The organism is Pseudarthrobacter sp. fls2-241-R2A-127 (assembly GCF_030209355.1).
GTDB lineage: Bacteria > Actinomycetota > Actinomycetes > Actinomycetales > Micrococcaceae > Arthrobacter.
Window position 1 is genome coordinate 1 of sequence record NZ_JARVSF010000056.1, and the last position, 11,599, is coordinate 11,599.

13 protein-coding genes are annotated in these 11,599 nt (G+C 65.2%); 7 read left to right on the forward strand and 6 right to left on the reverse strand.

The window, feature by feature from the left end:
• Positions 1-83 precede the first annotated feature (83 nt).
• On the forward strand, positions 84-1,349 hold the full coding sequence (locus QRN53_RS21525) for a DUF6297 family protein (RefSeq protein WP_285245876.1): 1,266 nt from the start codon (positions 84-86) through the stop codon (positions 1,347-1,349).
• Positions 1,350-1,387: 38 nt separating this feature from the next.
• On the opposite strand, the gene QRN53_RS21530 is transcribed toward QRN53_RS21525, so the two are convergent.
• The 4 genes from QRN53_RS21530 to QRN53_RS21545 form a co-directional block, all read right to left on the reverse strand.
• The gene (locus QRN53_RS21530; RefSeq protein WP_285245845.1) at positions 1,388-3,589 is read right to left on the reverse strand and encodes a transglycosylase domain-containing protein; all 2,202 of its coding nucleotides are present in this window, start codon (positions 3,587-3,589) and stop codon (positions 1,388-1,390) included.
• Between the two features lie 155 nt (positions 3,590-3,744).
• Positions 3,745-4,380, reverse strand: a complete 636-nt coding sequence (locus QRN53_RS21535) for a LysE family translocator (RefSeq protein ID WP_285245846.1) — start codon at positions 4,378-4,380, stop codon at positions 3,745-3,747.
• Between the two features lie 119 nt (positions 4,381-4,499).
• Positions 4,500-4,703: a hypothetical protein gene (locus QRN53_RS21540; protein ID WP_285245847.1), complete on the reverse strand. Its 204-nt coding sequence runs from the start codon at positions 4,701-4,703 to the stop codon at positions 4,500-4,502.
• Positions 4,704-5,024: 321 nt separating this feature from the next.
• On the reverse strand, positions 5,025-6,314 hold the full coding sequence (locus tag QRN53_RS21545) for a MinD/ParA family ATP-binding protein (protein ID WP_285245848.1): 1,290 nt from the start codon (positions 6,312-6,314) through the stop codon (positions 5,025-5,027).
• Positions 6,315-6,589: 275 nt separating this feature from the next.
• Between QRN53_RS21545 and QRN53_RS21550 the strand changes: the two genes are divergently transcribed.
• The 4 genes from QRN53_RS21550 (at position 6,590) to QRN53_RS21565 (ending at position 9,554) form a co-directional block, all read left to right on the forward strand.
• The gene (locus QRN53_RS21550; protein WP_285245849.1) at positions 6,590-7,153 is read left to right on the forward strand and encodes a hypothetical protein; all 564 of its coding nucleotides are present in this window, start codon (positions 6,590-6,592) and stop codon (positions 7,151-7,153) included.
• Between the two features lie 109 nt (positions 7,154-7,262).
• Positions 7,263-7,979, forward strand: coding sequence for a DUF4397 domain-containing protein (locus QRN53_RS21555; RefSeq protein WP_285245850.1), 717 nt, complete (start codon positions 7,263-7,265; stop codon positions 7,977-7,979).
• A gap of 176 nt (positions 7,980-8,155) precedes the next feature.
• The gene (locus tag QRN53_RS21560) at positions 8,156-8,728 is read left to right on the forward strand and encodes an RNA polymerase sigma factor (RefSeq protein ID WP_285245851.1); all 573 of its coding nucleotides are present in this window, start codon (positions 8,156-8,158) and stop codon (positions 8,726-8,728) included.
• A complete protein-coding gene (locus tag QRN53_RS21565) occupies positions 8,715-9,554 on the forward strand; it encodes an anti-sigma factor (RefSeq protein ID WP_285245852.1) in 840 nt (279 codons plus the stop codon). Before QRN53_RS21560 ends, QRN53_RS21565 begins: the two co-directional genes overlap by 14 nt.
• A gap of 170 nt (positions 9,555-9,724) precedes the next feature.
• Here QRN53_RS21565 and QRN53_RS21570 read toward each other — a convergent pair whose 3' ends face one another.
• Positions 9,725-9,871 carry a hypothetical protein gene (locus QRN53_RS21570; RefSeq protein ID WP_285245853.1) on the reverse strand — a complete coding sequence of 49 codons (147 nt, stop codon included), beginning with the start codon at positions 9,869-9,871 and terminating at the stop codon, positions 9,725-9,727.
• 226 nt (positions 9,872-10,097) lie between these two features.
• Here QRN53_RS21570 and QRN53_RS21575 point away from each other — a divergent pair, with 226 nt between their 5' ends.
• Together QRN53_RS21575 and QRN53_RS21580 are read left to right on the forward strand one after the other, a co-directional pair.
• Entirely contained in the window at positions 10,098-10,298 is a 201-nt protein-coding gene (locus QRN53_RS21575; RefSeq protein WP_285245854.1) for a hypothetical protein, read from the forward strand.
• A gap of 129 nt (positions 10,299-10,427) precedes the next feature.
• Positions 10,428-11,057 carry an NUDIX hydrolase gene (locus QRN53_RS21580; RefSeq protein ID WP_285245855.1) on the forward strand — a complete coding sequence of 210 codons (630 nt, stop codon included), beginning with the start codon at positions 10,428-10,430 and terminating at the stop codon, positions 11,055-11,057.
• Here the strand turns inward: QRN53_RS21580 and QRN53_RS21585 are convergent.
• Positions 11,054-11,542: a DUF2306 domain-containing protein gene (locus QRN53_RS21585; protein WP_285245856.1), complete on the reverse strand. Its 489-nt coding sequence runs from the start codon at positions 11,540-11,542 to the stop codon at positions 11,054-11,056. The genes QRN53_RS21580 and QRN53_RS21585 overlap by 4 nt on opposite strands.
• Positions 11,543-11,599 lie beyond the last annotated feature (57 nt).

Genomic DNA, 11,599 nt, shown 5'->3' on the forward strand with positions numbered 1-11,599 from the left:
CCGTCAGTGGGCACTTTCGTGGCCGCCTATGGGCAGTTTTTCATGGCCGCTAACAGCAGATTTTGCCTGCGGAGTTCCTGTGGATGTTTTTGACCTACTTGGCACTGGTGGGGATAGCGGTGACAGCCCGTCGGGTTGGACCGGTAGCGGTGGGCCGTGCGGAAGGCGCGTGGTGGTTGCCGCTGCCGATTGATCGGCGCCCTATGGTGATGCCCTCCTTTTGTTTCCGTCTCGCGGCGTCTGGAGCTGCGGCTTCGGTCGCCTACATCCCTTTCAGCCTCCTGACTGCTATCGACCGGTCCGCGTGGGCGCACGCCGGCTCAGCAGCAACGTTTGGACTCGGGGCCGTACTCGCTGTTGCCAGTGCAGCGATTATGCAACGCACTCCAACATTGTCCCGGGCACATCAGGTGGCGGTTTTCGCCGGTTTCATCCCCGTAGCCGTGCTGCCGTTCCTGGCCTCCGCTGTCTGGCCGCTTGCTGTGGCACTCATCGCGGCAGCGGCTCTCGTCGCGTATGTATTTCCCCGCCTGGGTGACGTGAGTGGGGTCGAGTTGTTGCGTGGCGGTGCTGTTTCCGGCCACGCCGTGGCGTCGATTTTCTTTTTCGATGTCAACGAGTTGCGTCGTGCCCTGACATTCGAACATCGCCGGGGCATCAGCAGGCGCGGGTCACGTTTCTATTTGCGGCCTACCCGTCGGGCCTTCGCTGCCGTGGTGCGGGCCGATATCGTGGCGTTCCTGCGCCTGCAGCCCGCGCCCACTGTTCCGCTGCTCTGGTTGGGTATCTGCGTCAGCGTAGCCGTGATCACTCCGGCCCTTCCCGTGCTAATCCAGCTCAGCGTAGTCCTCCTTGCTGGTTGCCTCACGACTTCGGGAACAGGGTCAGTTGCTCGACGGACCGCCATTGTCACCGGGCTCGACTCACTTTTGCCCGTTAGCCCGGCGATGTTGCGCTACAGCCGGTTGCTCATGCCTGCTTTATATATGGCGGCCTGGATGGGGGTGCTGACCACAACATTCGTAGCCCTGGGTTCCACTCCTCCTACGCTGATTTTGCTCGGGGTCCTCGCTGGTGCAGGAATGGGCGCAGGAGCAATTCGTGCAGCAAGACGCCCCGCGCCGGACTGGACGAGGCCGCCCGTAGATACGCCTTTCGGGCCTGTGCCGAGGGACCAAATGTCAGCTCTGCTGAGGGGTACTGACGTCACGGTCCTGGCGATGATGCCGGTCCTGCTCGCCCTGTATTTAGGATCGGTTAATCCATGGCTGGTCCTCGCCCAAGGCGTCGTTACCGCGGGAGCTGTCATCGCACAAGCCCGGCCTCGACCGGCTGGTAAGCGTTCGTAACCGGAATCTCCAGGCCCGGCGGGCCTCCCCTCCCCCGGTCACTTACTCTTCGACGGCTGCGGCCCGGGAGCGCTGATGAGGTTCTGCGGCGGGGCGTCGAAGTTGCCGTGGTCGAACAGGCCAACGACGCCCTGCATGTACGTCGCCCATTGCGGACCGGCAATGTACGCCCCGTCCACCGCCGGGTAGAACTTGCCGTTGACGGTGATGTTACGTCCCAGCCGGGTGGGTCCGCCGTTGAAGGGGTCGCCGAAGAACGACGCCGTGGCCAGCCCCTTGGTGTAGCCCACCACCCAGGTCTGGTTGTTGTATTCGTTGGTACCGGTCTTGGCGGCATCCGGAACGCCCAGCTTCTGCGGAATCAGCAGGCCCGAGCCCTTGGTGAGGACGTCCTGGAGAACGTTGGTGACGGCCTTGGCCACATCCGGTTTCAAACCCGGCTGGCAGGAGGAGGTCTGCCCGCCGATCTTGTTGCCCTGGGCGTCGTCCACCTCGGTGACGGAGATGGGCGCGCAGTAGGTGCCGTTCGCGGCGAACGTGGCGAACGCGTTGGCCATGCTCAACGGGGCTACGTTCTGGCTGCCCAGGATGTTGCCCAGGGTGGAAAGGTCGATCTTCTGGTCGTTTCCGCTGCCCAGGTGCAGGCCGATCGCATCCGCTGCCCGCTGGACGTCGCAAAAATCATTCAGTCCCGCAAGCGATGCGAACGTGGCCGTGTTGATGGACTGGTAGATGCCTTCCCGGACCGTCATGGGCCGGTACCAGTTGGGCTCATCGTTTTGCAGGTCCGAGGACTGCGGCACGGTGCTGTCGAACCAGCCCTGGACGGGGTGGCAGGTGGTCTTCCACGGGTAGTTGATGCCATAGCGGCGCTTGGAGGCATCCACCACCTGGTTGGTGGACTTGCCTTCCCCCAGCCACGCGGCGAGGGTGACGGGCTTCATGGTGGACCCGGGCTGCATCCCGCCAACCCCGCCCAGGCTGTTCCCGGCGGCGTCGCTGCTGTCCACGTTGAAGTTGTAGTCGGAAACGAACCCGCTGCCCTGGTCCGGCAGCTTCCTGGAGTTCTGCGCCATGGACAGCACCTTGCCAGTCCCGGGTTCAATGGTCACCAGGGAGGCGCCCCACTTGTCCGGGTTGGCGCCGGCCGTGGCGTCCACCTGGGACTGGGCGGGCCCCTGCAGCCGGGGGTCCAGGGTGGTCTTGATGGTCAGGCCGCCGGCCATGATCTTCTGGTCACGCTCGTCCTGCGTGGCGCCGTAGGCGGGATCGTTCTCGATCTGGTGGAGGACGTAGTCGCAGAAGTACTGGGCCTGGGAGGCGTAGGCGCAGCCCTGTTTGGGCGGGTTGACCTTTAGCTGGACCGGGGTGTTCACGGCGTCATCGTGCTGTTGCTGGTTGATGTAACCGTGCTGCAGCATGGCGTCCAGCACCAGGTCCCGCCGGGATTTGCTGGCCTCCGGGTGGACGGTGGGATCGTAGAGCGAAGGGCCGTTGACCAGGCCGGCCAGCAGCGCACCCTGGGGCAGCGTGAGGTCTTTGGCGTCCACGGAGAAGAAGTACTGGCTGGCGGCCTGGATGCCGTAGGCGTTGGCGTTGAAGCCCACCACGTTCAGGTACCCGGCGAGGATCTGGTCCTTCGAGTACTTTTCCTCGAGGCCGATTGCGAGCTTCATCTCCTGGATCTTCTGCTCCACGCCCTTTTGCCCGTTGAGGACCACCTGGGCGTCCTTGCCCTGGGCAATAAGGTTCTCGTTGAGCATGTTGGTGACGTACTGCTGGGTCAGGGTTGAGGCGCCCTGGTGGCCGCCGCCGGCGTCGATCACCAGGGCCCGGAAAATGCCTTGCGGGTCAACGCCGCCGTGCTGGTAGAACCGGTAGTCCTCAATGGCCACGATGGCGTTCTTGATGTTCGGGGACATCTGGTCCAGGGAGATCCGGGTCCGGTTCTCGTCGAACAGGGTGGCGATCTGCGACCCGTCGGCGGCAAGGACGCGCGTCATCTGGGCGGGCGGTGCGGAGAACACATCGTTGGGAAGGTTGGTCTTCAGCGCCGAAGCGCCATCCGCCACGGCTGTTTCGGTCACGGCTGCGGCAGGCATCATCAGGCCGGCAACCAGGGCCCCGCACACAGCGCTGACACCTAGGAACAGCATGATCCAGCCCAGCGTGGTTCCCGTGGCGCGGAAGAGGCTGGGGCGCTTGGTGGGTTCCGGCGCGGCAGGGGTTTCCTTGGGCATGGGTGTCTCCGGTTCCGCGCGTGGTGGTACAGCACCGGTTGCCAGGCCCCCGCGTCACATCACGCCGGCAACCGTCCTTCCACCCTACGCCGCCAAAAGGAAGATGACGGACCGGCACCCCGAACCGCAGGATACTGGCAGGGAACTCACAGGAACTACGAGCCGGCGCTGGAGGCCACCATCCCCAGGCCCAGGGCGGCGAGGATGCCGCTGCTCCCGCGCTCCAGGGACCGGCTCACCTTTGGCCGTTGCAGCCACACCATGGCCTTGGCTGCCAGGACGGCGACGGCCGCGAGGTACAGGAACCCGATGACGCTTTCGATGCCGCCCAACACCAGGGCGGTGTTCAGGGTGTTGCCGCCGTGCGGGATGAACTGCGGGACCACGGCGAGGTAGAACAGGCCCACCTTGGGATTGAGCAGCGTGGACAGGGCGCCGGCGCCAAACCCGGCCCGGCGGCTGTAGGCCCGGCGGGGCGGGACTTCGGGGCCGGCGGTCCCGGAGGTGCGCCGTGCGCGGATCAGCGATGAGATTCCCAGGTACAGCAGGTACAGGCCGCCGGCGATCTTCAGCCAGCGGAACACCTCCGCCGATTCCTCCAGTACCGCGGCCAGGCCCAGGCCCACAAGTGCCGCCCACACCAGGGCAGCCGCGGCCGAACCGAAGGCCGCGGCGATTCCGGCGCCGGCGTTCTGCAGCGAGATCCTGAGCACCAGGAAGGTGTCGGGGCCCGGGGTGACGGACAGCAGCAGGCAAAGCCCGGCGAAGGCGAGCAGGGACACAGGAGTCATGGGCACTATTGTGGCGGGGCCCGCCGTCGGACGCCAACGCAGGCACTGGCGTGGTGCGCTGTTAAGGCACGACGGCGGGGCACGCCGGAGTGCCGGGCCGCACCAGGGAAGCCGGGCCGCTAGGTGATCAGGTAACTGTCCTCGGCGTCGTGCGGGGGTGCGGGCTTCACGAACGGCAGCGAGTCCACCACCGTTTTCGCCCCGATCACCGGCAGCAATACCGCCGCGGCCGCCACGGACAACGCCGTGAAACCCACCAGCTCCAGCGTATCGCGCTTGGGCAGGCGGCGACGGCGGCGCCCACCATCCATGAGATCCATCATGGTGATGACGCTACGAGCCGGCCGCCCGGATTTCCCCGGTACCGGCTACCTGTCTTTCGCGGGCGCGACTACTCAGGCCGGTTTTCCGGGGCCGGCCCCGGCCCTGGCATGGTAGCTGTCGTAGCAGTCACGGGAGCAAAATGCCGCAACGGGAGAGGGTGGCAACACCACGCCGCAATACCCGCATTTTGGCTTGGGTCGAAGAGTCCGAAGCACAGTTTTCAGCATGGATGAAGGATATTTATTCGAGCGGCAGATTTGATCAGTAACGAATACCTGAATCTGTCGGACGGGGTACCTGCCCCGCCCGAATGTCAACCCTTACCGGTACCCGTCCACGATCGCGGCGGCAATCTCTTTGTAGGCGCGCCGCGTTTCGGGCTTCAAGACATCCAGGGTGACAAGGTCGCCGTCGGCCACGCCGCGGTCGTGCGGGACGGCGATCAGTTGGCGGCAGATCCCGGACAGGTGTTCCTCGATGGCGTCCTTGTCCACCCGGGAGGACACCTCGTCCTTGTCCGTGATCACCACGATCGCGTTCCGGGCCAGGTCCTCGTACCCGTGGCTGGCCAGCCAGTGGAGGGTGCTGCGGGCGCGCTTGGCGCCGGACACCGCGTAGCCGGCCGCGATCACCAAGTTGTCTGCGGACTGCAGGATCCCGCTCATCGCGTTGTGCGTCACGCCGGTGCCGCAGTCGGTCAGGGCCACCGAGTAGTAACTGGAGATGAGTTTGCGGATGCGCAGGTATTCCTCGGCCGTCAGCGAGTCCGAGACTTCCGGGTCCTGCTCCCCCGCGATCAGGTGCAGCCGGCCGGCGTGGTGCATGTACCGGGCCAGGGCCGTGAGCGAGTCGATGGATTCGATGTTTTCCAGCAGGTCCGTGATGGTCCGCGGGCTGGACTGCTGGTAGATGCCCTCGCCCAGGGCGCGTTCCACGAGGTCGCCGGAGTCAGGGTTGGCGTCGATGGCGCAGGGCGCGTCGCCCCGGTATTCGGCCAGGGTCAGGCCCACGCCCACGGTGGTGGAGGTTTTGCCGATGCCGCCCTTGAGGCTCAGGACTGCGGTGTTGTAGCTGCCCTGGAGCTGCCGGGAGATCCGGCGGCCCAGTTCGTCTTCCTGCCGCTGCTTGGGTCCGGGGCCCAGGTTCCAGGCGCCGCCGGTCAGGTTGTAGAGCGCACCGCGGAAACCGCCTACCGGTCGCGGCTTCTGTTCCTTGACGAACAGGCCGGGCGAGCTGATGAAGTCCGGCATGGGGCTGTCCGAGATCTCGTCGGCCACGGTGGGCCGGCTGCGGCGGAAGGACGGAGTGTCCGACGACGGCGCTGCCGGTTCCGGAGCATCCTGGCCCTGGCGGCCGGCGGGCACAGCCGTGGCAGGCGCTGCGGGACCCGGGACGGAGGTGCCGGGCACGGAGGCGATGGGCTCTGCGGGCCGCGACGCCGGAGCAGCGGGCGGGGCCGCGGGAGCGGAGGACGCTGGAAGGGTGGAGACCGGGGCGCGGGACGGCTTGGTGGCATCGGCTGCGGCGGCCGCCTCAGCCCAGGAGGAGCGGCGCGTCACCGGCTTCCCGGCGTCGTTCTGGCTGGAAGGGGAAGGCGTTACGGCTGGCATGGTTCCTGTCCAGGCATCGTCCACTGAACCGTCGGCACGACGAAGGTCGCGGCGTCGGCGCAGTTGCGGCTGCCCTGCATCCTCTGCTGGGGCGCCTGCATTCTGATCCGCCGGTTGTGGCATGTCTGTCCCCCCGGACGATTTCGGCAAACTGATATGCGGCACTGGTTCAAACAGTAAGTCTACGGGCTACGCCGGGAGCATCCGGCCCTGGGCCGCGGGAGCCTGTTCCTTTTGGCACTGTTGATCGCAGGGTCCAGGCGCATCATATTCACATGAGAAGGATCATCTGGTGCGTGACCGCAGCCATCATTGCCACTTTCGCTTTCGGCAGCATCTACGTCACGTTCCAACAGATCGGACGCCATGCGGCCAACACGGCCCCGGCGGCGGCCGCGGCGGCGCGGCTTCAGCAAGAGGGCCCCGATACTGCGGCCGGACCTTGGCTCGAACTGGCGCCGGACAGCGGCGTCTTCGTCATCGTTTACGGAAAAGACAACAGCCCGCTCTCCAGTACCGTCACGCTGCACGGGACCATTCCGGTAGTACCCACAGGCGTGCTTGAGGCGGCGCGGACGCTGGGTACGGACGCGGTGACGTGGCAGCCGGAGACCGGCCTGCGGATGGCCATCGTCGCACGGCAGGCGGACGACAACGTGGTGGTTGCCGGCCAGTCGCTGGCGCCGGTGGAGGCCAGTGACCGGATGACTTTGTTGATCCTTGCCGCCGGCTGGATGGGCAGCATGGTGGTCATTGCAGGGGCCCTCGGCGCGGCAACACTGATGGACCGCAGGCCAGGCAGGGTTCCTTGGCGCCGCGGAACGGAATCAGCCGGATAAGAATCGGAAAGATTCTTTCCGCGGGGTGCATCCGGGCAGGGCATTCGGCCGGTAGTAGGGGTGTAAGCGAAACCTCGGCCCCATTCGGGGCCCCTCTTTAGGAGTTGGAATGCGCAAGACACTTTCTGTAGCCGCAGGAGCAACGACGCTGCTGGCAGCACTCGCTTTCGCCGCCCCGGCCCAGGCATCCGGGTGGCATCACGACCATGACGAAACGGCTAAACTTTCCGTCCTCCATGCGGTACCGGGCCTGACGGTGGACGTCTGGGTGGACGGCAAGCTCACCCTGGACAACTTCACGCCGGGCACCCTGGCCGGGCCGCTGAATGTTCCGGACGGAGACCACAAAATCGCCATCACCGGCGCCGACGCGACGAGCGCCGACAACCCGGTGATCGGTCCGGTTGAAGTGGACCTCAAGGCCGGCGGGGACTACACAGCGGTGGCGCACCTGGCCGCGGATGGGACGCCCACGGCCACGCTGTTCACGAACGACACCTCGGCCAGCCCTGACGGCAAGGGCAAGCTGACCGTCCGTCACGTCGCGGCCGCCCCGGCCGTCGATGTCCTGGCCGGCGGGACCGCCGTCGTCCAGGGGCTCACCAACCCGCACCAGAAGACCCTCACCCTCAAGGAAGGAACCATCTCCGCCTCGGTCGCGGCAGCGGGAACCACCGCTCCGCTGATCGGCCCCGCCAACGTCAACGTCGCCGAGGGCAAGAACACGATCGTCTACGCTTGGGGCAGCCTGGCCGATAAGAACCTGGGGCTGGCCGTCCAGGTGGTGGACTCCGCTTCACGCGGACACGACGGCGACGACGACTAACCGCCGAAGCCCTGCAGCCATTGGCTCCTCAACTGGTTCCCGGCGGCGCCCGCACCACGGCGCCGCCGGGAACAGGCAGGGGGAATGTCCGCCAGTGCCAGGAGCCCGTAGCGGACTATCGCGGGCAGCGGCATAATGGGGTCCACTCAGTCCCGTTGCCGCCCAAGGAGCACCCGATGGAGGCTGCCGCCACCCGCGATTGGGACCCCGGCCTCGACCAGGCGTTTGCCGGCGGGGACGAGAATGCCCTGGCGGAGGCCTACCGGCGGCTGAGCCCGCTGGTTTACACGTTGGCCCTCAGGTCCTTGGGCGAGCGGAACGCCGCGGACGATGTCACCCAGGAAGTCTTCATTCGGGCCTGGAAATCACGGACCATGTACCGGCCGGAGGTGGCCCGGCTCCCCGCCTGGCTGGTGGGGATCACCCGGAACGCCATCAACGACGCCCTCTCCGCCCGCGCCCGGCAACGCCACGTGGAAGAAGCCGTCGTCCAGCTTCTCCCGGACCCTGCGGCTGGACCGGCGGACGGCAGTGTGGAGGCAGTGGCCGACCGGCTGATCCTCGACGACGAACTTGAACACTTGGGAGACCCGCAACAGGCGATACTCAGGCTGGCGTTCTACGATGACTTGACCCACGATCAGATATCGTCACGGCTGAACCTGCCGCTCGGAACCGTCAAAAGCCATATCCGGCGCAGCCTGACCCGCCTGCGCACCCGCCTGGAGGTGGAACATGGAACACCTTGACGCGGAACTGCTCAGCCTCAGGGCCCTGGGCGAGACACCAGGCACGGAAGCCGACGCAGACCACCTGGCCACCTGCCCGGAGTGCGCCGCAACCCTGCAGGGCTTCCAACGGGTCGCTGAGATCGCCACCCTGGAGCCTGCGGGCATCACGTTGGACCGGCCCAGCGCCCGGACCTGGACGGCCATCCATCAGGCGCTCGGGCTTTCACCGGCCCTCGCCGCCGATCCCCTGGCCAGGCCCGGGGGCCAGGCTGACCAACCGGCTGCCCCACCGGCTGAGGTGGAGACACCGTCAACGCCCGACGACGGCCTGGCCGCCGCACCCATTCCGCTGCGGCCAGGGGGCAAAAACCGGCGCCGCCCCCGGCTTTGGATGGCGGCCGCTGCCGCCGGGATCATCCTCGGCACGGCCGCCGGGTGGACCGCTGCGGGGGTCCTGGGGCAAGGGGGCACGCCGTCGGCCGCCCCCACCCAGTCAGGTCCGGTTGCACTGGTCCTGGCCGAAACGCCGCTGACTCCCCTGGCCGCGCATACTGGCAGCGGCGAAGCACAGGTGGAGCAACTCCCGGACGGGACCCGGCAACTCACCATCCGCCTCTCTGCTGAGAAGACCTCTGGGTACCGGCAGGTGTGGGTGGGCACCAGCGACCTCTCCGGAATGGTCAGCCTGGGGGTCCTGGCCGACGGCACGGGCACCTTTACCATCCCCACCGGCATCGACCTGGCCCAATATCCGGTGGTGGACATCTCAAACCAGGCGTACAACGGGAATCCGGCACATTCGGACGACAGCGTCGCGCGGGGAAAGCTCAGCCCCAAGGCCTAAAACGCGGACGTCCTGGCCACGGCGGCCCTCCAGCAGCCGGGATGGATGCTTAGTGGTGGGTGAGCGCTGCAGCCACGACGGCGACGGTGAGGAGCAGGAGGACGGTCAGGACGGTGTAGCCCACCCACTTGGGACGGCCTTTGTGGGGGTTGATGTCGACATACGGCATGTCAGCGCTTGTTACCTCGGGGTGCGGGACGGACGGGGATCCGGAGTGCGCGGCGCTTGAGCCGGAGCATCTGGTAGAGGACTGCAAAGGGGATCAACAAGGTGCCGAGCAGCGCGCAAAGCGCCATTGCGTAGTCGGAAAAAGCCACAACATTCTCCATTGGTGATAGTGAGCCCCCGCATAGACCCAACCATGAGTCGAAGAAATTGACAAATTGAGTCAAAAACTCAAGCTTTCCTCAAGATGCAGCAGCCTAAGCCTGCACGTGGCCACGATCGCATCAGGAGTCCTGTCAAAAGGTGCCGAGGCAGCATGGAACCACGCCCAGCCGCGCCAGTGGACGCACGACCTGGCCGTTGGCCTAGGCTGGGCTCATGAATAACTCCAAGAGAGCTACGCTCATTTGGTCGCTGGGGGCAGTTATTTGTTCACTCCTGGGGGTCTACATCGCGCTGACATCCGCTGGCACCTGGTACCTCGTGCTTTCGGCCGCCATTGTTCTTCTGGCCGGCATTATGTTTGCTTCAAATGCAATCCTGACCATTCGCACGGCTGAAAAGCCCAACGCTTCATAGTCCGGTACGTCTACCACGGTCCGTGCCGATCGTTGCAATCATCTTCGCCTTCGCTGCCTCGGGTGCCCCGGCTTTGGTTGTGGTTGCCTTACGTGTTGAGACCGTTTAGCCACTGAGAGACGGAGAACTGTGCCTGTCAGCGACACCTGGAACAAGATTCGAACCACGCCCGCCTACGAAGGCTTCGTGACGGTCAACCGCCAAACCTATGAAGAGCCGAGTGGGGCCGTGACTGAGTGGGACGTCATTGTCGGCCGTGACTCTGCAGCGACCCTTGCATTCACACCTGCAGCAAGTCACGTCGTCCTTTTTGAACAGTTCCGCGTAGGACCCGAGAAGTCACTACTCGAACTCCCCGGCGGATACCTCAATGACGCCGAGCAACCCATGGAGGCAGCTCTTCGAGAGCTACGGGAAGAAACCGGCTACCACTCAGAATCAGCCTTTTACGCTGGTTCAGAATGGTTTGCTGCGAACTCGTCACGACGTAAGCATCTTGTCATCGCGGCCAACGCATCGGAAGAATTTGCAACGGCCTGGGATGAGTCTGAATCCGGCCACGTGCACCTTCTTCCTACCTCGGAACTCATGGATTTTCTTGTCAGCGGAGAACTCACTGACGCTGGTCTTGCCTGCCGCGGCCTTGCGGCCCTCGCCCGCAGCAATCCCGAAACCGAAGTACTCGCAGATCTGCGTGGCCGCATCCTCCAACTCCTAACGGCCCCTTCGGCGCAGAGGCTGCCGGTAGGTAACGACTAACGGTCGCTGCGGATGGACGAGGCTTTGCGAATCTGGACAATGCCGGTGATGGTTAGTGCAGCCGTACCGAGCAGGATGAGAATCAGCAGCCCCAGAATCGGGAGCTCATGAATGGCAAGCTGCGGAATACGGCGTGAGGGCACTGACAGAACACCCACGAACGCTCCGAGCAGGCCAAAGTAGCTGCCGGTCATGAAACCGCGGTGCGCTTTGATGTTTCCCTTACGGATGGCCAAAAGTCCCGCGGTCAGCGTGCAAAACGTCAGTACGGAAAGTGCGTGGAGCCAATTGAACCCGCCATCTATGGTTCTGATACCAAACGACGTCAGCACCACGACATACATTGAAACAACCCAAATTCGACCAACGATCCGATGAACTCTGCCGCCTTTAGGCCGGCTCAACAGGTTCACGGCGCCGAAGATCAGGGAATAACTGGCGGCGATGGCATGAAGTGAGATCAACACGGTCCAGGACGAAGGCATAGTCCGGAGCGTAGCGGATCGCCGCACGCTCTGCCGTCCGTTCGGGGATCCCTGCCG